The sequence below is a fragment of the Campylobacter sp. 110 genome, from assembly GCF_002383965.1.
GTDB classification, from domain to species: domain Bacteria; phylum Campylobacterota; class Campylobacteria; order Campylobacterales; family Campylobacteraceae; genus Campylobacter_D; species Campylobacter_D coli.
Window position 1 is genome coordinate 1 of record NZ_NXBD01000042.1, and the last position, 24,718, is coordinate 24,718.

Annotated in this window: 14 protein-coding genes, 2 tRNA genes and 3 rRNA genes; 7 read left to right on the forward strand and 12 right to left on the reverse strand. The window is 34.9% G+C overall.

All coding sequences use genetic code 11. From position 1 onward, the window contains the following. Positions 1–430: 430 nt before the first annotated feature. From rrf to BGS43_RS05125, 8 genes are all read right to left on the reverse strand, one after another. Positions 431–547, reverse strand: a 5S ribosomal RNA gene (gene rrf / locus BGS43_RS05085). Positions 548–881: 334 nt separating this feature from the next. Continuing rightward, positions 882–3,788: ribosomal RNA gene (locus BGS43_RS05090) — 23S ribosomal RNA — on the reverse strand. A 690-nt stretch (positions 3,789–4,478) separates the two neighbouring features. Beyond that, positions 4,479–4,555, reverse strand: a tRNA-Ile gene (locus BGS43_RS05100). A gap of 8 nt (positions 4,556–4,563) precedes the next feature. Continuing rightward, positions 4,564–4,639 (reverse strand) — tRNA-Ala (locus BGS43_RS05105). A 102-nt stretch (positions 4,640–4,741) separates the two neighbouring features. Then, positions 4,742–6,254, reverse strand: a 16S ribosomal RNA gene (locus BGS43_RS05110). Together the 16S, 23S and 5S rRNA genes with 2 tRNA genes alongside form the textbook arrangement of a ribosomal RNA operon. Positions 6,255–6,864: 610 nt before the next feature. After that, a complete protein-coding gene (locus BGS43_RS05115; RefSeq protein WP_257841439.1) occupies positions 6,865–7,872 on the reverse strand; it encodes a type II asparaginase in 1,008 nt (335 codons plus the stop codon). Positions 7,873–7,955: 83 nt separating this feature from the next. Next, a complete protein-coding gene (recJ, locus tag BGS43_RS05120) occupies positions 7,956–9,527 on the reverse strand; it encodes a single-stranded-DNA-specific exonuclease RecJ (RefSeq protein WP_057980149.1) in 1,572 nt (523 codons plus the stop codon). Further along, the gene (locus BGS43_RS05125; protein WP_096569091.1) at positions 9,514–11,145 is read right to left on the reverse strand and encodes a CTP synthase; all 1,632 of its coding nucleotides are present in this window, start codon (positions 11,143–11,145) and stop codon (positions 9,514–9,516) included. Before BGS43_RS05125 ends, recJ begins: the two co-directional genes overlap by 14 nt. 119 nt (positions 11,146–11,264) lie before the next feature. Here BGS43_RS05125 and thyX point away from each other — a divergent pair, with 119 nt between their 5' ends. Further along, positions 11,265–11,888, forward strand: a complete 624-nt coding sequence (gene thyX / locus BGS43_RS05130) for an FAD-dependent thymidylate synthase (protein ID WP_002825456.1) — start codon at positions 11,265–11,267, stop codon at positions 11,886–11,888. A 117-nt stretch (positions 11,889–12,005) separates the two neighbouring features. Beyond that, positions 12,006–13,391 (forward strand): cation:dicarboxylate symporter family transporter, encoded by a 1,386-nt coding sequence (locus BGS43_RS05135; protein WP_002779896.1) that lies wholly within the window; start codon positions 12,006–12,008, stop codon positions 13,389–13,391. 31 nt (positions 13,392–13,422) lie between these two features. Here BGS43_RS05135 and BGS43_RS05140 read toward each other — a convergent pair whose 3' ends face one another. Next, entirely contained in the window at positions 13,423–15,792 is a 2,370-nt protein-coding gene (locus tag BGS43_RS05140) for a ribonucleoside-diphosphate reductase subunit alpha (protein WP_042963632.1), read from the reverse strand. A gap of 14 nt (positions 15,793–15,806) precedes the next feature. Continuing rightward, the gene (gene purB / locus BGS43_RS05145) at positions 15,807–17,135 is read right to left on the reverse strand and encodes an adenylosuccinate lyase (protein ID WP_002831549.1); all 1,329 of its coding nucleotides are present in this window, start codon (positions 17,133–17,135) and stop codon (positions 15,807–15,809) included. Positions 17,136–17,215: 80 nt separating this feature from the next. Between purB and BGS43_RS05150 the strand changes: the two genes are divergently transcribed. The 4 genes from BGS43_RS05150 to dsbI all read left to right on the forward strand — a co-directional run bounded on the left by BGS43_RS05150 (position 17,216) and on the right by dsbI (position 20,855). Continuing rightward, positions 17,216–18,112, forward strand: a complete 897-nt coding sequence (locus BGS43_RS05150; RefSeq protein WP_096569094.1) for an RluA family pseudouridine synthase — start codon at positions 17,216–17,218, stop codon at positions 18,110–18,112. 120 nt (positions 18,113–18,232) lie between these two features. Beyond that, positions 18,233–19,099, forward strand: coding sequence for a fumarylacetoacetate hydrolase family protein (locus BGS43_RS05155; RefSeq protein WP_002790477.1), 867 nt, complete (start codon positions 18,233–18,235; stop codon positions 19,097–19,099). 47 nt (positions 19,100–19,146) lie between these two features. After that, entirely contained in the window at positions 19,147–19,314 is a 168-nt protein-coding gene (gene dba, locus BGS43_RS05160) for a disulfide bond formation protein Dba (protein WP_002779270.1), read from the forward strand. Between the two features lie 14 nt (positions 19,315–19,328). Beyond that, positions 19,329–20,855, forward strand: a complete 1,527-nt coding sequence (gene dsbI / locus BGS43_RS05165; RefSeq protein ID WP_096569097.1) for a disulfide bond formation protein DsbI — start codon at positions 19,329–19,331, stop codon at positions 20,853–20,855. A gap of 20 nt (positions 20,856–20,875) precedes the next feature. Here the strand turns inward: dsbI and queC are convergent, their stop codons facing one another. Next, on the reverse strand, positions 20,876–21,550 hold the full coding sequence (queC, locus tag BGS43_RS05170; protein ID WP_002858807.1) for a 7-cyano-7-deazaguanine synthase QueC: 675 nt from the start codon (positions 21,548–21,550) through the stop codon (positions 20,876–20,878). Positions 21,551–21,625: 75 nt separating this feature from the next. Here queC and BGS43_RS05175 point away from each other — a divergent pair, with 75 nt between their 5' ends. Continuing rightward, entirely contained in the window at positions 21,626–22,852 is a 1,227-nt protein-coding gene (locus BGS43_RS05175) for an HD domain-containing protein (RefSeq protein ID WP_052780677.1), read from the forward strand. Between the two features lie 46 nt (positions 22,853–22,898). On the opposite strand, the gene ilvD is transcribed toward BGS43_RS05175, so the two are convergent. Beyond that, positions 22,899–24,575, reverse strand: coding sequence for a dihydroxy-acid dehydratase (ilvD, locus tag BGS43_RS05180; RefSeq protein ID WP_002797287.1), 1,677 nt, complete (start codon positions 24,573–24,575; stop codon positions 22,899–22,901). Between the last annotated feature and the right edge of the window lie 143 nt (positions 24,576–24,718).

A 24,718-nucleotide genomic window follows, 5' to 3' on the forward strand; every position in this document is an offset into this window, starting at 1 on the left:
CTAACCAACTCAAACAAACCAATGAATATAACCTAACTGATTAAATTAAATAAATTAATAAACTAATCAAGCAACGACTGATAAAGTGTTTAACTAAACCAACAAAAGCATAAATCAATTAAACTAATGATTGAATATAAAAATAATAAGTTGTAGATAAGTAAAAGCATTATACAAAGCATTCTAAGCTGATTAAATACAATTAGAACTAAAGCATAAATCAATCCAAGCCAATTAAACATAAACATAAAAGAACAATGAATACAAAAACATATTTAATTAGCATAAAAACAAATTCAATCAATAAAAAAATAATTAATACAATAATAGATTTAATAAACATAAAAAAATAATTAAATATAAAAACAACGATTGACATATAAAAACTAAGATTTTAAATCTATAAGAATAAGATAAAGAAGAATTAACAAGTCCGCAATGAGCTACTTTCCCCCTGCCAGTAAGGCGTAGTATCATCACCCACGATGTGCTTAGCTTCTTGGTTCGGGATGGAGCAAGGCGTTTCCACATCTGTATAATCACGGACATTGTTATTTAAATATTCTTTGAAAGATTTAACTTAAGAATAAAGCTTTTATTTTTTATTCTATTGTTTTATTTTTTTGCTTTTCTTCTATTCTTTTTTATTTTTCTTTTTTTGTTTTTTAATTTTTACTTTTATCTTTTAAATCTTATCTTTCATCTTGTCAATGAATCAAATCTTTACTCTCTTTGATAAGTTTTTATATAGAATACTTAAAAAACAATGTTAAGAGCAAGTTCTAATATAAACCCTACTTGAAAGATTTCTATATCACTTTAAATCAATATTACTATTTAAAGCTTTAGTAAAAACCTTAACAAGGAAGTGATGCTTTATTAAAGATAAGCCAAACGCTCTATTAGTACTGGTCAGCTAAAGGACTTTCATCCATTACACACCCAGCCTATCAAACTAGTAGTCTTCTAGAGAGCTTAGAGAAGATTCATCTTAGAGTTGGCTTCACGCTTAGATGCTTTCAGCGTTTATCCTTTCCAAACTTAGCTACGCTGCGATGCTCTTGGCAGAACAACAGCTACACCAGTGGTTTGTTCAACCCGGTCCTCTCGTACTAGGGTCAAATCTCTTCAATCTTCTTACGCCCACGGCAGATAGGGACCGAACTGTCTCACGACGTTCTGAACCCAGCTCGCGTACCGCTTTAAATGGCGAACAGCCATACCCTTGGGACCTGCTCCAGCCCCAGGATGCGATGAGCCGACATCGAGGTGCCAAACCTCCCCGTCGATGTGAGCTCTTGGGGGAGATCAGCCTGTTATCCCCGGGGTACCTTTTATCCTTTGAGCGATGGCCCTTCCACACAGAACCACCGGATCACTAAGACCGACTTTCGTCTCTGCTTGACTTGTATGTCTTGCAGTTAAGCTGGCTTATACCTTTATACTCTACGAACGATTTCCAACCGTTCTGAGCCAACCTTTGTAAGCCTCCGTTATTATTTGGGAGGCGACCGCCCCAGTCAAACTACCCACCAGACATTGTCCCACTTGAGGATAACTCAAGCTGGTTAGCTACCCAAATAAGAAAGAGTGGTATCTCAACAATGGCTCATATACAACTGGCGTCATATACTCAAAGCCTCCCACCTATCCTGCACATTCTTATCCAAGTAGCAGTGTCAAGCTGTAGTAAAGGTCCACGGGGTCTTTCCGTCTTGCCGCGGGTAGGAGGAATTTTCACCTCCACTACAATTTCACTGGATCCCTCTTTGAGACAGCTCCCATCTCGTTACGCCATTCATGCAGGTCGGTATTTAACCGACAAGGAATTTCGCTACCTTAGGACCGTTATAGTTACGGCCGCCGTTTACTCGGGCTTCGATCAAGAGCTTCGCTAATGCTAACCCCATCAATTAACCTTCGAGCACCGGGCAGGCGTCACACCCTATACATCCTCTTACGAGTTAGCAGAGTGCTGTGTTTTTGGTAAACAGTCGGGAGGGACTCTTTGTTGTAAGTTTCCTTGCTTTCGGAGTAAATCCTAATACAAAGCTAACCACACCTTATACCGAAGATACGGTGCTATTTTGCAGAGTTCCTTAAAGAGAGTTCTTCCACGCGCCTTAGAATACTCATCCCACCCACCTGTGTCGGTTTACGGTACGGGCAACATTAGCTAAACTTAGAAACTTTTCTTGGCTCGACGGCATCAGGGGTTCTTCTATCCATCCGAAGACTTCAAAAAGCCTTTCAGTTCTCGGAGTATTGTTATACGGATTTGCCTGTATAACCTCCTACGACCTTAGACTAGCACTTCCATCCGCTAGCCCCCTTAGCCCTAAGCGTCCTTCCATCGCACACTAATGTTGGTATTGGAATATTAACCAATTTGCCATCGTCTACCCCTTTCGGACTCGACTTAGGACCCGACTAACCCTACGATGACGAGCATCGCGTAGGAAACCTTGGGTTTACGGCGTTAATGATTCTCACATTAATTATCGCTACTCATGCCTGCATGCTCACTTCTATTCGCTCCAGCACTCCTTACCGGTATACCTTCGACGCAAATAGAACGCTCTCCTACCACTTAGTAAACTAAGTCTACAGCTTCGGTACTTACTTTAGCCCCGTTATATTTTCCGCGCAAAATCACTAGACCAGTGAGCTATTACGCTTTCTTTAAAGGATGGCTGCTTCTAAGCCAACCTCCTGGTTGTTTAAGTAACTTCACATCGTTTTCCACTTAAGTAAGATTTAGGGACCTTAGCTGGTAGTCTGGGTTGTTTCCCTCTTGACGACGGATTTTATCACTCGCCGCCTGACTGCTGTGATTACATATAAGGTATTCGGAGTTTGATAGGGTTTGGTACATTGGTGTATGCCCTAGCCCATTCAGTGCTCTACCCCCTTATATTACGACACAACGCTATACCTAAATATATTTCGGAGAGAACCAGCTATCACGAAGTTTGATTGGCCTTTCACCCCTATCCACAAGTCATCCCGGGGCTTTTCAACGCCTATGGGTTCAGTCCTCCACTAGTTCTTACACTAGCTTCAACTTGCTCATGGATAGATCACTTCGTTTCGGGTCTGCAGCATCTGACTAAGCGCCCTATTCAGACTCGCTTTCGCTACGGCTTCGCGTTTGCTTAACCTTGCCAGACACCACAACTCGCAGGCTCATTATGCAAAAGGCAGTCCATCACCCTGTATTGCTACATAGGGCTCTGAATGATTGTAAGCAAATGGTTTCAGGTTCTATTTCACTCTGATCACCTCAGTTCTTTTCACCTTTCCCTCACGGTACTTGTGCACTATCGATCTGGTATTAGTATTTAGGGTTGGATCGTGGTCGACCCAGATTCAGACAGGATTCCTCGTGTCCCGCCCTACTCAGGATACTGCTGGCTAAGGTTTGTTTTTCGCATACGGGACTATCACCCTCTATGGTTATACTTTCCAGAATGTTCTGCTAAACTTACCTCTTGCACATTGCAGTCCTACAACCCCCAGTGCAAGCACTGGGTTTGCCCTCTTGCGCTTTCGCTCGCCGCTACTGACGCAATCTCTATTGATTTCTTTTCCTGAGGGTACTAAGATGTTTCAATTCCCCTCGTTCGCTCCTATATAGGTAATGTATATCTCTATACATTGGGTTGCCCCATTCGGAAATCTACGGATCAAAGCTTCTTGACAGCTCCCCGTAGCTTATCGCAGTCTAGTACGTCCTTCATCGCCTTTACCAGTCAAGGCATCCACCATTCGCTCTTAGTAGCTTACCTTTTTTACCTTCTTTAGCGTCAAGGCAAAGCCTTGACTAAGAAGCAAGCTAAAGGCCTACCCCGCCAACCTAAAAGATATTAGGCTGATAAAGTAAGTTAAAGACTAATAGTCTTTCTTGCTTCTTCTGCTAAGAATATGCATAAAAGTTAGATATAATCTAACTTCTACCTTTTTTATTGATTCTAAAACGCATCACTTCCTTGTTAAAGTTTTTATGATAAGACTTCATTATCTTAAGACGGAAAGCATTCAAACACTTAATATAAAACTAAATGATTTAGTCTCAACTAAGCAGTGAGTTTGAAACTTGTCTTTAATTTATAATCCTTAAATCTAATATTCTCTTTATTATAAAAAATAAAGATAGTTAAAAGATATAAATAAAACCAAAGAAAAGATAATTGAGTTTTATCCTTTAACAAGTCCTGTAAAATTGTTTTTATTAAAACTTGCTTGTGACTCTTAACAATGATAATTATAAAGAACATTTAGGTTTAAAACCTAAAGGAAGTATATATATTAACATAATCATTATAAATATAAATGCATAATGTATATGCTACTTATATCTATTAAAGTATATTCTTTTATAGTTAAAGATAAAAATAAATCTAAGTATAGAGTTTATATTTAATCTATTTTATATACTTGCTTTAGATTTTAAAGCTTCTTTATTCAAATCTTTTTTATGGTGGGCCTAACAAGACTTGAACTTGTGACCTCACCCTTATCAGGGGTGCACTCTAACCAGCTGAGCTATAGGCCCTTAATAAATGGTGGAGAATAGCGGGATCGAACCGCTGACCTCCTGCGTGCAAAGCAGGCGCTCTCCCAGCTGAGCTAATTCCCCATAAATAATTAGCTTTATCATCAATCTTTGAAATCTAAACAAGAATCAATTGAGTTTATATATTGAAGTAATAGTTGTGAGACTTATTACTCTGTACTCTAGAAAGGAGGTGATCCAACCGCAGGTTCTCCTACGGTTACCTTGTTACGACTTCACCCCAGTCGCTGATTCCACTGTGGACGGTAACTAGTTTAGTATTCCGGCTTCGAGTGAAATCAACTCCCATGGTGTGACGGGCGGTGAGTACAAGACCCGGGAACGTATTCACCGTAGCATGGCTGATCTACGATTACTAGCGATTCCGGCTTCATGCTCTCGAGTTGCAGAGAACAATCCGAACTGGGACATATTTTATAGATTTGCTCCACCTCGCGGTATTGCGTCTCATTGTATATGCCATTGTAGCACGTGTGTCGCCCTGGGCATAAGGGCCATGATGACTTGACGTCGTCCACACCTTCCTCCTCCTTACGAAGGCAGTCTATTTAGAGTGCTCGGCCGAACCGTTAGCAACTAAATACGTGGGTTGCGCTCGTTGCGGGACTTAACCCAACATCTCACGACACGAGCTGACGACAGCCGTGCAGCACCTGTCTCTAAGTTCTAGCAAGCTAGCACCCTCTTATCTCTAAAAGGTTCTTAGGATATCAAGCCCAGGTAAGGTTCTTCGCGTATCTTCGAATTAAACCACATGCTCCACCGCTTGTGCGGGTCCCCGTCTATTCCTTTGAGTTTTAATCTTGCGACCGTACTCCCCAGGCGGTACACTTAATGCGTTAGCTGCATTACTGAGATGACTAGCACCCCAACAACTAGTGTACATCGTTTAGGGCGTGGACTACCAGGGTATCTAATCCTGTTTGCTCCCCACGCTTTCGCGCCTTAGCGTCAGTTGAGTTCCAGCAGATCGCCTTCGCAATGGGTATTCTTGGTGATATCTACGGATTTTACCCCTACACCACCAATTCCATCTGCCTCTCCCTCACTCTAGACTATCAGTTTCCCAAGCAGTTTAATGGTTAAGCCATTAGATTTCACAAGAGACTTGATAATCCGCCTACGCGCCCTTTACGCCCAGTGATTCCGAGTAACGCTTGCACCCTCCGTATTACCGCGGCTGCTGGCACGGAGTTAGCCGGTGCTTATTCCTTAGGTACCGTCAGAATTCTTCCCTAAGAAAAGGAGTTTACGCTCCGAAAAGTGTCATCCTCCACGCGGCGTTGCTGCGTCAGGGTTTCCCCCATTGCGCAATATTCCCTACTGCTGCCTCCCGTAGGAGTCTGGACCGTGTCTCAGTTCCAGTGTGACTGATCATCCTCTCAGACCAGTTAAGCGTCATAGCCTTGGTAAGCCATTACCTTACCAACTAGCTGATACTATATAGTCTCATCCTACACCGAAAAACTTTCCCTACTCAACTTGTGTTAAGCAGGAGTATAGAGTATTAGCAGTCGTTTCCAACTGTTGTCCTCTTGTGTAGGGCAGATTAACTATACCTTACTCACCCGTGCGCCACTAATCCACTTCTAGCAAGCTAGAAGCTTCATCGTTCGACTTGCATGTATTAGGCACGCCGCCAGCGTTCACTCTGAGCCAGGATCAAACTCTCCATAAAAATTATAGATAGTTTAATCTTTTTCTTCAAAGAAAAAGTTATGAAAGATTAAAAGAAAAACTTTTAATCTTTTTAATTATTAGATTGAATAGATTTTACATAATTACTTATGCCTAAATCTTTCTGGCTCAATCGATCACTTATTTAGATTTCAAAGATTGACTAATAAGATTTGAATAACAATACTAAGTTAAAAGAACAAAACAAAAAATCATTTATTATATGTAAATAAAGTTTAGTAATAATAAAGTTTTATAAACTTAAATTGCTTTAACTAGGATTAAAGATTAATTTAAAACTAGAAACATAGTGTTTATAAAATCTTAATTTAACTTTAGTTAACTTTAGACTATAATTTAAAGATCTTAAGTCCTTTTCTGAAAAAGGAAATGAAAGTATAACCAATTAAGCTTAAAAGTGTATTAAACAAAGGATTAAATAGTATAAATATTTGTGTAAGTATTTATATAAGTATTTGGTGGGTTTAAAAATGGGGGGGGGGAATTTTAAATGATAATAAAAAATACAAGATATAATATACTATTAATAGGATTGAAAGGCTTGACTTAGGGAAGATAAGTTCCCCAAGTTTAGAAATATTTAAAAAATTTTAATATTTTAAAAAATACTCTTGAATTTTTTTAGGATCACTTGTTTTTGCAAGTGCTAACATAAGCAAAACTCTTGCTTTTTGAGGATTTAAATCTTCAGCACTAATAAAACCTAATTTTTCATCTGAATCACTCACAGCAACACAACCTGCTACAACCCTTGAACTTACAACAACCTTAAGCCCTTTTTTTAAAAGCTCTTTTAAAACATCTTTTTGATTTTTGTGTATACTTCCTGCTCCACTTCCTGCAACAACTATGCCCTTAGTTCCATGTTCAAATAAAGCTTTTGCAGCGACACCACTACCATCATTTGAATAGCTATAAAGAATATCTACTTTTGGCAAACTTGTGAGTTTGCTTACATCAAAAGGAGCGTTTTTTGTGTGAGCTTTAGTAATATTATTATAGAAAAAGACTTTACCATCTACTATATAACCCAAATCCCCAAAATCAGGAGAAGAGAAAGCATCAACATTTAAACTATGAGTTTTTACTACACCTCTAGCGCTTAAAATTTTATCATTTATAGCTACCATAACACCCTTATTCTTAGCTTCTTTATTGGCAACTAATGCCACTGCATTATAAAGATTTTTCGGACCATCCGCACTTATAGCAGTTGATGGACGCATAGCACCAACTAGAACTACGGGCTTATCACTTTTAATGGTTAAATTTAAAAAATAAGCAGTTTCTTCCATAGTATCAGTACCATGAGTTATCACCACACCGTCTATCCCCTCAGCAAAAAGCTTAGCAATTTTTTTAGCAAGCCTTAACCAAATTTCATCACACATATTTGAACTATCAATATTTGCTATTTGCTCCCAACTAATATCTGCTAAATCTCTAATTTGCGGAACTGCTTTAATTAATACATCTATATCAATGGCTCCGGCCGTATATCCTGTTGTAGCAATAGTGCTATCAATGAAGCCTGCTATCGTTCCGCCTGTTCCTAAAATAGCAATCCTTGATTTAGCTTTTTTCATACATACTCCTATAAAAAGACAACATATAAATAATTTTTTAATCTCTTGTATATTAATTTTTTAATGTTATTAATGCAAATTATAAGTAAAAATTTTTATAAAATCTCTTTAACAACAAACTGTGGAGTTACCATTCCCCTAAATTCATTCTTAGAAATACTTCCAAGCAAAGAAATATTTTGATTCAATTCTGGCTCTTTATCAAAATTAAAAAATAAAGCTTCTATGGTTTTATTTTCCTTAGTTAAAACAAGCTTTAAGTGTTTTTCATCTTTACCTAGAAGTTTTTTATTTTTTACACAAAGATTTTCTAAAACAAAAAAAGGTCGTGGATTTTTATGTCCAAAAGGTTCAAAAGATTCTAAAATTTCAAGCATTTCAAAATCAATTTCGCTAGGTTCTAAGATTCCTAAAATTTCATCTGTATCCAAAAATTCACTTTCAGAAATTTGCGAACATTCTTTTTTGATTTTATTTTTAAATTGTTCAAAATTTTCAGAGTTTAAACTGATTCCAGCAGCACCTTTATGGCCACCATAATTGCTTAATATAGAATTTGTCTTAGAAATTAAAGCTAAAATATCAATCTTGCCAACACTTCTTGCACTGCCTTTTAAGTGTTCTTCATTTTGAGAAAATACAAAAGCAGGTTTATTAAAATGTTTAGCTAAACGACTTGCCACAATCCCTAAAACACCTTCATGCCAATTTAAACCCGATACCACAATACAAGAATCGTTTTCATTGATTTGGTTTAAACTATCTTCAAAAAGCTGTTTTTCTTCATCTTTACGACTTTCATTAAAACTAACAATTTGCTCTAGATATTCTAAAGCTTTATTAAAATCTTTAGTGTGTAAAAATTCATAAGAAATACTTGCATCATCCATTCTTCCAGCACTATTTATAAGCGGAGCAATTAAAAATCCTATATTATCAAGAGCAAATTTATCCTTTTGATAATAATGCTTAATAGCCCTAAAAGCAGCCCTTTTAGATTTGTTAATATGATCTATACCACGCCTTACTAAAGCACGATTTAAATCTCTAAGTTCCATCATATCTGCAACAATTGCAATCGCCAAAAGTTCTAAAAATTTACACATGTCATATTTAAGCTTGCACACCTCTTTTAAAGCCGCTATCAAATACCATGCGACTTGAGCTCCACAAATTTCAATTTCTGGAAAATCACAATCTTTTTGCTTTGGATTGATAATGGCAAAAGCATCAGGTAAAACATCTTGAGGCATATGATGATCAGTGATAATCAAATCTATATTTTTTTCTTTACAGAGTTTGGCTGCTTCAAGAGCAGCTATTCCATTGTCTACTGTTATTATTAAATTTACATCAAGTTCGTTGATGATCTCAGCATTTAATCCATATCCATCTTTAAAACGATTCGGAATTCTTATAATATAATCAAAACCTATATCATCGAAAAATTCTGCCATAATAACACAAGAAATGATTCCATCAACATCATAATCTCCTACTATGGCAACTTTCTCATTTTTTTCTACAGCTTCTTTGATGCGATTAGCTGCTTTATATGCATCCTTTAAACAGCATGGCAAAGGCAGATCACAAAGTTTGGTATGCAAATCTTTTTCAAAGCGTGAAGCTAAAATTTTTTTAATTTCATTTTTATTAATTATCTTCATAGTTTATAGCCGCCTTGATAAAACTGCAAATCACAGGATTAACATGCTCAAGTCTTGATGTAAATTCTGGATGAAACTGCACAGCCAAGAAAAAAGGATGACAGTTAAGCTCAACTGCTTCAATCAATCCTTTGCTTTCACCACTTACAATCAAACCGTGTTTTTCAAAATCTGCTCTATATTTTGGATTTGCTTCATAGCGATGACGATGGCGTTCTTTTACACTCTTTGCTTCATTATAAACCTTAGCCAAAAGGGATTTTTCCTTGATATCACATTTATAAGCCCCTAAACGCATAGTTCCACCTAAAGGAGTTTTTGCAGTACGAATTTGTTTTTCTCCATTTGTATCCATAAATTCATCAATCAAATAAACCACAGGATTTTGGCATTTTTCATTAAATTCACTTGAATTTGCATCTTTAAGTTTTAATACATTTCTAGCAAATTCCACCAAAGTAAGCTGCATACCTAAACAAATTCCTAAAAAAGGAATTTTATTTTCTCTTGCGTATTGAATGGCTTTTATCTTACCTTCTACACCACGATATCCAAATCCCCCAGCAACCAAAATTCCACTCACATCTTTAAATACTTCAAAACTTTCCATATTTTCAAGTTTTTCACTATCTACCCATTTTAACTCCACTTTAGTATCTAGGGCTGCACCTGCGTGTATAATAGCTTCAGTAAGGCTTTTATAACTTTCTTTTAAATCCACATATTTGCCTACAAAAGCGATTTTAACTTCATTGCTTGGAGCTATAACTCTTTTTACCAAAGAGTCCCAATTTTCCATATTAGGTTTTAAATTTTTCAAATCCAAAATTTCAACAATAGGGCTTAAAATATCTTGCTTTAAAAAATTAAGTGGAATTTGATAAATACTAGCCGCATCAACACTTTCTATCACGCAATTTTTTTCCACCCCGCAAGAAATAGCAATTTTATCTTTTAAATCTCTATCAAGAGCTTTTTCACTACGACAAATAATCATATCAGGACTAATGCCTATGCGCCTTAACTCGCCTACACTATGTTGAGTTGGCTTTGTTTTTAATTCCCCTGCAGCCTTAATAAAAGGTACTAGAGTAAGATGAATATTCATAGCATTATTTTTACCCACTTCCAAACGCAAAGCACGAATAGCTTCTAAAAAAGGCAAGCCTTCTATATCCCCAACAGTTCCGCCTATTTCAACGATAAGTATATCTTTGCCTTCTCCTGCTTTTTTAATGCGATCTTTGATTTCTCCTACTATATGAGGGATAACTTGAATGGTTTTGCCAAGATATTCTCCGCGTCTTTCTTTTTCAATCACGCTTTGATAAACGCGTCCTGTGGTGAAATTGTTATCTTGCGATAAACTCTCATCCAAAAAACGCTCATAATGCCCCAAATCAAGATCCGTTTCTGCTCCATCATCTGTAACAAAAACTTCTCCATGCTCAAATGGACTCATGGTGCCAGGATCAACATTTATATAAGGATCTGCTTTTAAAATACTTACTTTAAGTCCTGAATTTTTCAATAAAGTTGCAATACTTGCAGCTGCTATCCCTTTACCCAAAGAACTTAAAACTCCACCTGTTACAAAAATATATTTTGTTTGTTTCATTGATAATAAGCCTTATTTTTTTATCTAATTATAGCTTGATAAAACTTTTTATTTCATTAGAATTTTAAGTAAAAAATGCAAGAATTACAAAAAATATTTTTATCAAAAAAGGAATAAGCATGCAAATCACTTTACTTTTTCATACCCCTCTTTCTGTATGTTCGCATGCAACAAGAACTTGTTGGCAAAGTTTTGATAAAGGAGATTGTGGTGGAGAAAAAGATAAAGAACTCATCGATCGCGTAGGAAATAAATTTAAACATGCCTCAACCTTAGAGCATTTAAATTATACTTTTTATATTCAAGGAATTTCAAGGGCTTGCTTACAAGAAGTTGCTAGACATCGTCATACAAGCCCTAGTGTTAAGAGTACACGCTATACCCTAAAAGAACTTCGCAATGAGGGTGAATTTAAAATAGGAGATTTTGAAAATGCAAGCCGATATCTTGTTCTTTGTGGTAATGAAGAGGTTGATAACGCTAGCATTCAAGCTTTAGAAAATTTACGCACTATTTTACAAAAAAGCATTAGTCTAGATATAGCCAAATACTGCTTACCAGAAAGCTATAAAACTGAACTTACACTAACGATTAATGCAAGAAGTTTGCAAAATTTTATTTCTTTGCGTAGCTCAAAATCTGCTCTTTGGGAGATTCGAAATTTGGCTAATGCTTTATTTGAAGCCTTGCCACAAGATCATCAATTTATTTTTGAGCATTGTTTGCATAAAGATATTCATTAAATCATACTAATTTTATCTTATTTATAATATTTTTATGGTATCATCCATAAGATCAAGATTTTATGGATATACTTTAAATATATTTCATACTTGATATAGTTTCTTAAAGGACTTTTTATGGATAAACAATTTTTTCAAATGTTTTTAATGTTCTCGCAAATACAAACTGTAGCTATTATTGCTGTGCTTTTTGTAATTTTTTACATTCTTAAAAAAATGCGAGATAAAAAGGTAAATTTCTCCCTTCGTATGCTTTTTGCTCTTTTTATAGGCCTAGGCTTTGGTTTTGCTTTGCAATATCTAGCTCAATTTCCAGATAGCAAAGAAGCAAGTGCTATCATTTGGTACAATGAAGCAAAACATTGGTTTGGTTTTGTAAGCTCTGTTTTTGTAGCTTTTATAAAAATGCTAGTTATTCCGCTTGTGGGTATTTGTATCATTAAAGTGATTATAGAAATTGATAAAAATATAAAAATTTCTTCCTTGCTTAGCATAAGCCTCTTTTGGATACTTTTTAGTACTGCTATAGCTGCTTCTTTGGGTATATTATTGGCTTACAATTTTCAATTAGGTGATAATTTTACTGCTTATGAAGGAACGAGACAAATTCGCGAAATTCAAACTTTTTCAAGTATTATTTTAGGTTTAATTCCTAGCAATATCATTTCTGTTATGAATAAAGAAAATATCATAGCCATTGTAATTTTTGCTTTTTTTGTGGGAATTTGCGCAAAAAAAGTTTCAAAAAAAGAAGAATATGCACAAGCTTTTCAAACTTTTGAAAATTTTGTCTTAGTTTTTTATAATATTATGATGAATATGACGGCTGCAGTGATTCGATTTATGCCTTATGCTGTAGTTTGTATGATGGCAAATGTTTTACTAAGCAATGGTTTTGAAGCAATCAAAACTGCAGGACTTTTTATCATTCTTACCTATATAGCAATGTTTATAATGTTTGGTGTGCATTTTTTATTTCTTGCTTCTCAAGGACTAAATCCTATAAAATACGCAAAAAAAGCTTTTCCTGTATGGCTGTTTGCATTCAGTTCAAGATCTTCTTTAGGGACTTTACCGATGACGACTTCAACTTTGCAAAACAAATTTGGAGTAAATCCTGCCGTGGCTAACTTTGTTGCCTCTATAGGAACAACAACGGGACTTAATGGTTGCGCGGGTTATTTCCCAGCTATGGCAGCAATCTTTGTGGCATTTGCTACACACACGCCTATAGATTTTACTTTTGCTTTGATGATAGTATTAGTAGCGGTTATTGGATCTTTAGGTATTGCTGGAGTTCCTGGAAGTGCAACTATGGCAGCTTCTATTATGCTCGCAGGAATTGGATTTGGGGATAATTTTGTTATGCTTAGCCTTATTTTAGCTATTGATCCTATCATTGATATGGCAAGAACAGCCAGTAATGTTTCAGGGGCTATGACCTCAGCGCTTTGCACTGCAAAAAATTTAAAAGCCATAGATAAAGAAATTTATAATTCTTAAAAAGATTTAAACCTAATATAGGTTTAAATCTTTATTGGCAACCTTCACATTCTATGCTACGATCAGCAATATTTATCTTTTCGCTATCAGGGCTTTCACTTCTTAGATAATAAGTCGATTTTACTCCAAGCTCCCAAGCTAATTGATATATATCATTTAAGTAACCCCCGCTTGCTTTATCGAGTGATAAAAAGATATTTAAACTTTGCCCTTGATCTATCCATTTTCCACGCACTGCTGCAGCTTTAACAAGAATTCTTTGATCAAGTTCGTAAGCTGGGGTATAATATTGCCAAGTTTCAAGGCTTAAATTAGGCACTACAACAGGTATCATACCGCTTAAATTTTGCTCAAACCACTTTCTTTTGTAAACAGGTTCTATAGTCTGCGTAGTACCCACCAAAATAGAAATAGAAGAAGTAGGAGCAATGGCCATCAAATAACCATTTCTCATACCATCTTCTTTTACTTTTTCCCTAAGCTTATCCCAATCACATTCGCTTTGATTAAACAACCCTTCTCTTAGGGTTAAAGCTTTGGCTTTTTCACTTGCTACATCAATAGGAAAAATCCCCTTACTCCAATTTGATCCTTCAAAATCAGGGTAAGAGCCTTTTTCTATCGCTAAATTTGAGCTTGCATTAATAGCTTCGTAGCTAATTTTTTCCATAATTTCATCAATTTTATTTAAATGCTCATCACTACCCCAATGAATTCTTGCCTCAGCGAGCATTTGTGCCTCACCCATAACGCCAAGTCCTATGGCGCGAGATTTTAAATTGGTATCCTTTACTTTTCTATGAGGATAAAAATTTAAATCAATAACATTATCAAGCATACGAATAGCAGTTGGCACCACGCGTTCTATATCTTCTTTAGTATATACTTTGCTAAGATTTATACTGGCTAGATTACAAACTGCAGTTTTTCCATCGCTTTTGTATTTTTCTACGATATAAACCTTGTTTCCATTAAAACTATCAAGCGTTGAAATTTTCTTAGCAGGTTTTTCATATCCTCCATCGATAATAACGCGTTCTTCTTCATCAAAATGTTTTTCATCACCATTTTCAAATACAACTTTGATCTTATAATAATTTGGCTCTGTATTTTGAAAAATTTCTGTACATAAATTTGAACTTCTGATAATCCCTACATGCGCATTTGGATTGGCTTTATTTGCATTATCTTTAAAGCATAAAAAAGGCAAGCCTGTTTCAAAATAATTAAGCAAAATCTTTTTCCAAAGCTCTTTAGCCTCTACTATTTCTTTAGCTATACTTTCATCTTTTTCGTATTCTTCATAACGCTTTTCAAAAGCTTCTCCATATAAATCACACAAATCTTGTGTATCTGCAGGATCAAAAAGAGTCCATTTATCGTTTGCTCTAACTCTTTTCATAAAAAGATCATTGATCCACAAAGCAGGGAAAAGCTCGTGTGCACGGCGTCTTTCTTCGCCTGAATTTTTACGCAAATCGATAAAATCACCCACATCCATATGCCAAGGTTCGATATAAACAGCGATCGCACCCTTTCTTGTGCCAAGCTGATCTACAGCCACAGCTATATCATTGGTGATTTTTAAAAAAGGAATGATACCTCCTGCGGCATTTTTATGCCCGTCTATGCTTCCACCCATTGCGCGAACTTTAGACCAATCCCAGCCTATACCTCCGCCAAATTTAGACAATAATGCCATTTCTTGGTAAGAATCAAAAATTCCCTCGATATTATCAGGAGTTGAGCCTATATAACAAGAGCTAAGCTGATGGCGTGTTGTTCTTGCATTTGATAAAGTAGGAGTTGCAAGCATGAGTTCAAATTTAGAGATGAGATCATAAAATTTCTTTGCCCATTCTTGAGGATTAAATTCATTCTGTGCTAAAAACATAGCAATAGCCATAAACATTTGCTGAGGAAGCTCTATAGGCATACCCTTGCTATCTTTAATCAAATATCTATCATATAGAGTTTTAATGCCAAGATAAGTAAATTGCATATCGCGTTCAGGCTTAATATAATCATTTAAATCATCTAAATCATATTTTTCTTTAAGCCCAAGTAAAATTCTACCTTCCTTTTCGCCCTTTTCAAAATACTCACGCAAATGATTATAGCGATTCATTCCATTCACTTTTTTATACAAGTCAAACAAAAAAAGTCTAGCTGCGACAAAGGTCCAGTTTGGACAATCAATATCGATTTTATCTACAGCAGTTTTAATCAATGTTTTTTGAATTTCTTCAGTTGAAATTCCATCTCGAAATTGAATTTTAGCATCAAGCTCGAGCTCGCTTAGATTAACGCCTTCTAAATCTTTTATAGCATCAAAGGTGCATTTTTTGATCTTAGAAACGTCTAATTCTTCTGTGCGACCATTTCTTTTAATAACTTTCATTGTATTCCTTGTCCTTATTTAAAAGTTCTTGCAAAGATTGCATCAACATTTTTTGTGTAATAATTATAATCGAAACATTTTCTTATATCCTCTTCACTCAAGCTTTTTCTCAAATCCTCATCAGCTAAAAGTGCAAGTAAAAATAAGCTTTCATTTTTTTCATTGATAGCAGCTTTGCCATTTTGCAAATCAGCCCAAACTTTCATCGCATTTCTTTGGACTATTTTATAAGCTTCTTCACGACTAATGCCCTTAAATGGAAGCTCTAATAAAACGCGTTGTGAAAATACGAGTCCACCTGTAAGATTTAAATTTTTCATCATATTTTCAGGATAAACCAAAAGCTTATCGATCAAATTTGTAAGACGCATGAGCATAAAATCAGCTGTAACAAAGGCATCAGGCAAGATAAATCTTTCAACACTTGAATGCGATATATCTCTTTCGTGCCATAAAGCTACATTTTCTAAAGCAGGAGTTACAAAGGATCTAAGCACACGGCAAAGCCCTGTGATATTTTCACTTAAAACCGGATTTCTTTTATGTGGCATAGCCGAACTTCCTTTTTGCCCCACGCTAAAATACTCTTCAGTCTCATATACTTCTGTTCTTTGAAAATGTCTTATCGCAACAGCAATTTGCTCGCACGATGAAGCCAAAATCGCAATGGCTGAAATCACTTGTGCGTAACGATCTCTTTGGATAACTTGATTTGAAACAGGTGCAGGCTTAAGGTCTAAATTTTTACATACTTCTTCTTCAAATTCTAAAGGAGCATGAGCAAAATTTCCCATTGCACCACTAATTTTTCCATAACTTATCACTTCTCTTGCATGCTCTAAAAGCTCTTTTGCATGCAAAATTTCATCATACCAAATAGCTAACACTAAACCAAAAGTGATAGGCTCTCCATGAATTCCATGACTTCTACCTACCATTAAAGTATTTTTATGTTCCAAAGCGCGTTTTTTAATCACTTCTAAAAGCAAAGAAACATCTTCTAAAATCAAATCCAAACTTTCTTTCATCTGTAAAGCTACAGCGGTGTCGATACAATCAGAACTTGTCATCGCATAATGTACAAAGCGGCTTTCCTCTCCTAAACTTTCACTTACACTTGTAAGAAAAGCAATCACATCATGCTTGGTAGTTTTTTCTATCTCATCAATTCTAGCTATATCAAATTTAGCATTTTTAAGAATTTTTTCACAATCTGTATCATTTATAAGGCCTAGTTTATTCCAAGCTTTTACAGCAGCTAGCTCTACTTTTAGCCATGCATCATATTTTGCTTGCATATCCCATTTTTTGGCCATGATTTCTCTGCTATATCTTTCAACCATCTTTGAAACCTTTTTAGCTATAATTTTTTTTAAAAATGAAAATGGAATTTTATCTAAAAAAATTTAGAGAAAGGTTAAGTTTGGCTTACACAAAAATAAAACTATCAAACAATGGAAAAAAGGCGTTTCAAGTCCTTATAGATAATTTGAAAATCAATATAAATGAAGCCCAAAAACTCATAGACAAAAAAAGGCTTTTTTGTGATGGAATTTTAGTAGAAGAAAAAAATAAAATCTTAAAAGGCGATGTAGAATTAATAGTCTATGAAAACAACCCCAAGGGAGTAGAAATTGTTTTTGAAAATGAAGATTTTGCGGTACTTGAAAAAGAAAGTGGAATTTTAAGCCATCCTAATGGTAGACACTGCAAATACAGCCTTAGTGATGAAATTTGGTACCTTTGGGGTAAAAAAGCGTGCGTAGCCCATAGGCTTGATAAAGAAACAAGTGGACTCATACTCGTAGCCAAACACAAAAAAGCACAAATTGAACTTAAAACTATGTTTGAAAAAAAACAAATTCAAAAAGAATACCTTGCCTTTGCAAGTGGAGAAATTAAAGTAAATTTTATAGTCGATCAAGCGATGGATTTAACAAAGGATTATGATGATGTTAAAACTAGAATGCAAATTTGTGAAAATGGAAAAAAAGCAATCACAGAGTTTGAGGTTTTGAGCTTTTATCCTAAGCTCAATGCTACACTTTTGCTTTGCAAACCACTCACAGGCAGACAACACCAAATTAGAGTGCATTTATTTTATAAAAACCACAAAATTTTAGGCGATCCACTCTATGGCCTTGAAAAAAAAGATATAGAAAAAATTTTAGATGACAAAATGGACATAGAAGAACGCATAAAACTAAGCGGTGCTAAACGCTTGTGCTTGCATTCTTATCGTTTAAAATTTAACTATAACGGAGAAAATTTTGATATTTTTTCAAAAAAGGGTATGGAAAAAATTTTAGCAGCATTTTAAAATAAAGGCGATACTTCATATCTAACAAGCTATCATTTTTAATAAAAATTTTTAAAATAAAAATTTACTTTTTGTTAAAAATTTAGTATAATCAAAAAATAAAAATATAGGATTTTATAAATGAAATTTGTTAATTTTAAATTTAATCAAAAAGCTACTCTAGGGGTGTTTAACTCAAGTGGAAAGGTCGTAAATTTGGCCGATCTTGATATCAATGTTCGTGATATGAATGAGCTGATTATAAATTTTGATGAATTTAAACATAAGTTTAAAGATTTAGACTCTAAAACAGCTTATGAAATTCCAAAAGAAGATTATCTAGCTCCTATCATAGAACCTCGACAAGATATCATATGTCTTGGGATCAATTTTTTAGATCATGCCAAAGAATCTGCACAATTTAAAGGTGAAAAATTTGAAGAAAGAGAATATCCTGTATATTTTGGAAAACGCTGCAATCAAGCCACAGCTCCTTTTGGCAGCATATCTTTACATGCTGATGTTACTTCTCAATTAGACTATGAATGCGAGCTTGCTTTCATTTTAAGTAAAGATGCTTATAAAATCAAAGCTGAAGATGCAAAGGATTATATTTTTGGTTATACCATCATCAATGAAATTTCAGCACGAGATCTCCAAAAACGCCACAAGCAATTTTACCGCGCAAAAAGCCTTGAGGGAAGCACTATAATGGGACCTTATATCACAAGTGTTGATGAGATAGCTTATCCGCCCGAGCTTAATTTGCAAAGTTATGTCAATAAAGAATTACGACAAAATTCCAATACAAAATTTTTTATTTTTGACATCGGATATGTCTTAGAAGAACTAAGCTCGGGAATGCTTTTAAAAGCTGGTACTATCGTATCAATGGGAACTCCAAGCGGTGTAGGAATGGGCTTAAACCCACCCGTTTTTCTTAAAAAAGGTGATGAAGTGCGCTGTGTGATAGAAAATTTAGGAGAAATTTGTAATATAATATCATAAACTCTTATTAAAACAATTTTTAATAAGTTCAATCAAAAGGAGAAATTATGGAGTTCTTAGAGCTTTTATTAGTTTTAATCGCCTTGATACTGATTATCAAAAAACCAGAAAAAGAAAATTTGGCTTTTGGTTTGGTAATGGTAGCTTGGCTTTTAATGGTTTTTTTCTATGTTGGCCACAAAACAGGTGCGCTTTTAACGATAATGAATCTGTAAAGAAAGGCTAGAGAATGAACGAAATAAATAAAACAAAAAATTTCTACACTCTTATGTGTTTAGCAGGCTTTTTGATTATTCTTTTGCCTGTAGGGATTGCAAATTTTGTATTTGGTTATATGTTGGGTGATAGCCCATGCACTCTTTGTTGGGGACAAAGAGAAGCGATGATTTTTATCGGAGTTATAGCACTTTTTATCGTGCGTTATGGTATGAAAGGTAAATACCTTGCTGCTCTTTTAATCATGACAGCAGTAGGACTTTATCAATCTTTTGCTCACTATGGCAATCACGCTCATAGAGATTTAGATCAAGGTTTTGGTTTAGCAGTTTTTGGTATCCATACTTATTTTTGGGCTGAAGTAGTCTTTTGGGCTGTAGTCTTGCTTTTAGGCGTGATGTTTGCTTTTGCTCCTAAATTTGGATCTTTTGATAAAGAATTAAATGGCGAAAAATTTAGAAAATTTACTAAATTTAGCTTTGCAGCATTTTTAATCAGCACCCTTATCGTTGCATCTAATGTTTTTCAAGCTTTTGTAAGCACAGGAATTCCTCCTTATGTAGGACAAGGTGATCCTGTAAGATTTAGTCTTAATCCAAAATATATCATTTGGAGCACAGGGGGTTGGAATGGTTTATGGCAAAACATTTCTTTCCTAGGAAAACGCGATGTTAAAGCTCCTGATTATGCTTTTGCACCTGCAAGTGAAAAACTTGGCATAAAATTTGATAATGATATCAACAATGCTCCATTTGCAAAAATCAATGATGAGCTTAAAATCATCAACGAACAAACCATAAATTTTGACAAAGCGATCAATACTCTTGATTATATCAATGATGAATTTGTAGCAAGTTCTAAATGGGATGTAGCTTTCTTAGATAATAATTTTAGCGTTAAAGAAGGTTTTGAACTTGATCCTTATTTTTCAGCTTCTATCGATCCAATCATCGGTATCATACCTTATATGAACGATAAATTCATTCTTATGGGCTCAAACAAATCTTTCTTAAGATTTGCAAAAAATCCTAATGCAAGTGAAGAAGATATCGCTAAACAATACGCTGACTTTGTAAAAGGCAATGATAAATTTGAAGGTCAAGGAAAAGATTTAGGTCGTGGAAGACTTGATACAGTTAGAGCAAAATTTAACCATGTAGCAAGTATGACTACAGATGGAAATTATCTTTATCTTGCAACTGTTCCAAACAACAAAGACGCTAAAACTTTTGTAATCTCTAAAGTTTCTTTAAAAGATCGTGTTCTTTCAGGAGAATTTACTCCAAAAGCAAATCTTAAAGAAGGTAAAACTTTAGGCGATCTTTATGTAACTTCTATGACTTTTAAAGATGGGGAAATTTATGCACTTAGCAAAAATCACAATGTGATTGCCGTAATTGATCCAGTTAAAGAAGAAGTAGTGAAAACTATCGCTTTCCCAAGCTCTATCACTAATGCTAGAAGCATTTTCTTTAAAGATGGAAAAATCAATATTCTTTCTTATCAAGATGGAGCAAACAAGCTTTATACTTTAAACTAAGCTTTAAGTCCTAGTGAAAACTAGGACTTATATTTAATCTTATCTTTAAATCCTGCTTTTTCAAAACCTCTTAAACGAAGCAAACAACTATCACACTCCCCACAAGCTTCATCTTCACTCTCATAACAAGACCAAGTAAGTTCTAAAGGTACATTTTCTTTTAAGGCTAGTTCTACAATTTTAGCTTTATTTAGTCTAACAAGCGGAGTTTTTATACAAACTTTGAAATTCTTACTCGTACCTTCATTGATAAATTCTTGTGCCTTTTGTATAAACTCATCAGTACAGTCAGGATAACCACTGCCATCTTCTTCTACCACCCCTATAAAAACACTCTCACAATTTTCCTTTTCAGCCAAAGATCCTGCTATACTTAAGAAAATTCCATTGCGAAAAGGCACATAAGTGATAGGTGGAGTATCGCTTGTACAAAGCTCATTTTTAGGGATGTCTATACTTTTATCGGTTAAGGCATTGCCCCCTATATCTTTGATAAAACTCACATCTAAAATATAAGATTTTTCTACTTTTAAAGCCTTGCAAATTTGCTTAAAACATTCTTTTTCTTTTTCTTGAGTGCGTTGTTCATAGTCAAAATGCAAAGCGATGATTTCATAACCTTCTTTTTTGGCCAGATAAGCACACAAAGTACTATCCATACCGCCACTTATGATACAAAGTGCTTTTTTACTCATTTTTATCCTTAAATTTGCTATAATTTCACAATTTTAACGAAAATTTTTAAATTTAAATTGCAAAAAGGCAAAAGCATGATAAACATAAAACTCATAGAACACATTTTTAAAGCCGCTTCTATCAGTCGTTGGAATGATTATCCAAGAATGGCAAATTTGGTTGAACTTGACAAACAAGCGCATAAATTTATCATAGCTTATTTCATTGCAAAAATGGAAAAAGATGTGGATATAAGAGTGATTATAGAAGGGGGAATTTTTGAGTTTTTAAGTCGTGTTGTGGTAACTGATATACGCCCTGATGTGTATCATGAAATCGTGCGTCAAAAAAAAGCAGAAGTGAATGCTTGGGTTTTAAGCAAAATCGAACCTATGATAGAAGATATAGAAGATGGGGAATTTCTAAAGCGTTTTGAAGCGTATTTAAACGGTAATGCTTATGCTAAAGAAAGACTTATCTTAAAAGCAGCTTCATATTTTGCTACAAGATGGGAATTTAACATAGTTTATCAAACCTCAGCTTTTTTAAATGATATTGATGAGATTAAAAACAAAGTTGAAGAAGAATTAGAAGATTACTATGAGCTTATAGGAGCTAGAAAAATCGCTTTAAATCAAAAAATAGCCAAAATTATTGATCTTAGCGGAAGACTTCGCTTTCAAAAACGTTGGGCTCAAACTCCACGCATACCAGAAACCGCGGTTTTAGGACATATGCTTGTAGTGGCGATTTTAGGATATTTTTATTCACTTAAAATCAAAGCTTGCGATAAAAGACTTGAAAACAATTTTTATTGCGCTTTATTTCATGATTTACCTGAATCTTTAACGCGTGATATCATAAGCCCTGTAAAATACGGCATAGACGGACTTCACACTATCATCAATGATTATGAAATGAAACTGATCAATGATAGAATTTTACCCTTTGTGCCTGAAAACCTAAGGGCTGAATTTTCTTATATCTTAGGCATTAGAGAGGGCAGAAGCAATGAAGCAAGTTTTGTCAAAAATGAATTTGAAAATCGCACCTATAAAAATGCTAAAATAGAGCTTTGTAGCGGAAGTTTAAGCTCTTTTAATCAAAACGAATTTGGAGCAATTGATGGCAAGGCTTTAAAATACTGCGATAAAATCGCTGCTTTTATCGAAGCAGGGCTTAGCATAAGCTATGGAGTAAAGTCTAAAGAACTTGAAAACGGTTTTGAAGATATGTTTAGATTTTTCAACGAAAGCCCTACAATCGATGGAGTAAATTTCCTCGAAATTTGTAGAGAATTTAGGGATTATTTTAAAATTTAATCTTATTTTGATTATAAACTCCAAGAACGGAATGAAAGAAACTCTTTCATTCCATATCTAAAACCGCACCCTTGCTAGCATTTGTTACAAGTTTTTGATACATTCTAAGCCATCTGGATTTTACTTCTTTTTGAGGCATTACAAAGTCATTTTTGCGTTTTGTGATTTCTTCATCGCTTAAATTTGCATTGATGGTATAAGCATCTACATCGATTTCTATCTCATCACCATCTTTTAAAAGCCCTATAAGCCCACCCTCAGCAGCTTCAGGAGAAACATGACCTATGCTTAAACCCCTTGTTGCACCGCTAAATCTTCCATCGGTAATCAAAGCCACATCTGCACCAAGCCCCATACCCATGATAAGTGAAGTTGGACTTAACATCTCTTGCATACCTGGGCCACCCTTTGGCCCTTCATAACGGATCACGCAAACATCGCCTTTTTGCACTTTACCTTTAATGATACCTTTAATAGCTTCATCTTGCGAATTAAAACAAACAGCTTTGCCCTTGAATTTTCTCTCTCCTGTAATACCTGCAGTTTTTACAACACAGCCTTGTTCAGCTAAATTTCCAAATAAAACCGCAAGCCCCCCTACTTTAGAGTAAGCATTATCTACCTTACGAATGATGGTTTCATCTTTGATTTTAGCATTTTTTAAACGATCTTGTAAACTTTCTCCTGTGATGGTTAAGGCATCAAGCTCTAAAATATGTCCTTCTCTGCTTGAAATTTCAGCCATTACAGCACTTACACCCCCTGCTTTATGGATATCATCCATATAAACAGTATTAAGTGATGGAGCGATTTTTGCAATATGTGCAACCTTGCTTGAAATAAAATTTAAATCCTTGATATCAAGCGCAACTCCCGCTTCTCTTGAAATAGCTAGCATATGTAAGATTGTATTTGTGCTTCCACCCATTGCCATATCTACCACCATAGCATTTCTTATAGCTTTTTGGGTGATAATATTTTTGATTTTAAATCTTTCATCTAAAGCGATTTCACAAATTCTTCTTGCAGCCTTTCTTAAAAGCTCTTCTCTTTCTTTACTAAGTGCTAAGATCGTACCATTTCCTTCTAAAGCTATACCCATAGCTTCACATAAAGTATTCATAGAATTTGCAGTAAACATACCCGAGCAAGAGCCTCCACTTGGGCAAGCCGAACATTCTATATCTTTAAATTCTTCTTCGCTGATTTTATTGGCCTCATATGCTCCTACAGCTTCAAAAACTGAACTAAGACTTATTTTTTCACCCTTTTTAGTCACACCCGAACGCATAGGACCACCGCTTACAAAAATAGTCGGTACATTAACCCTTAAAGCACCCATTAGCATACCTGGAGTGATTTTATCACAATTTGGAATACAAATTAAAGCATCTAACTGATGCGCATTCATAACGCTTTCAACTGAATTTGCAATGATTTCACGACTCGGCAAAGAATAAAGCATACCCTCATGACCCATAGCTATGCCATCATCCACGCCTATAGTGTTAAATTCAAAAGGGATACAGCCATTTTTTCGAATTTCATCTTTTATAATTTTTGCATATTCATTTAAAAAATAATGCCCTGGAATAATATCAATATAGCTATTTGCCACACCTATAAAAGGCTTGTCAAAATCCTCATCTTTTAAGCCACATGCTCTAAGTAAAGAGCGGTTGGGTGCTTTTAAATGCCCTTTTTTAATCGCATCACTTCTCACTAAAAACTCCTTAATATTTTTTTAATATTATAACTTAATTTTTATAAAATTTACTTGCAAGAAGTAAGCTTTCTGTGTATAATTTTCATCAATTGACAAAAGTATTTTTTTATAATACAATGCTTTTTGATTATCAAAAAGGA

Coding starts and splice junctions, on each gene's coding strand:
- recJ (WP_057980149.1), bottom strand. CDS start 9,527: ATGAAGATAATTAATAAAAATGAAATTAAAAAAATTTTAGCTTCACGC.
- BGS43_RS05125 (WP_096569091.1), bottom strand. CDS start 11,145: ATGAAACAAACAAAATATATTTTTGTAACAGGTGGAGTTTTAAGTTCT.
- thyX (WP_002825456.1), top strand. CDS start 11,265: ATGCAAATCACTTTACTTTTTCATACCCCTCTTTCTGTATGTTCGCAT.
- BGS43_RS05135 (WP_002779896.1), top strand. CDS start 12,006: ATGGATAAACAATTTTTTCAAATGTTTTTAATGTTCTCGCAAATACAA.
- BGS43_RS05140 (WP_042963632.1), bottom strand. CDS start 15,792: ATGAAAGTTATTAAAAGAAATGGTCGCACAGAAGAATTAGACGTTTCT.
- purB (WP_002831549.1), bottom strand. CDS start 17,135: ATGGTTGAAAGATATAGCAGAGAAATCATGGCCAAAAAATGGGATATG.
- BGS43_RS05155 (WP_002790477.1), top strand. CDS start 18,233: ATGAAATTTGTTAATTTTAAATTTAATCAAAAAGCTACTCTAGGGGTG.
- dba (WP_002779270.1), top strand. CDS start 19,147: ATGGAGTTCTTAGAGCTTTTATTAGTTTTAATCGCCTTGATACTGATT.
- dsbI (WP_096569097.1), top strand. CDS start 19,329: ATGAACGAAATAAATAAAACAAAAAATTTCTACACTCTTATGTGTTTA.
- queC (WP_002858807.1), bottom strand. CDS start 21,550: ATGAGTAAAAAAGCACTTTGTATCATAAGTGGCGGTATGGATAGTACT.
- BGS43_RS05175 (WP_052780677.1), top strand. CDS start 21,626: ATGATAAACATAAAACTCATAGAACACATTTTTAAAGCCGCTTCTATC.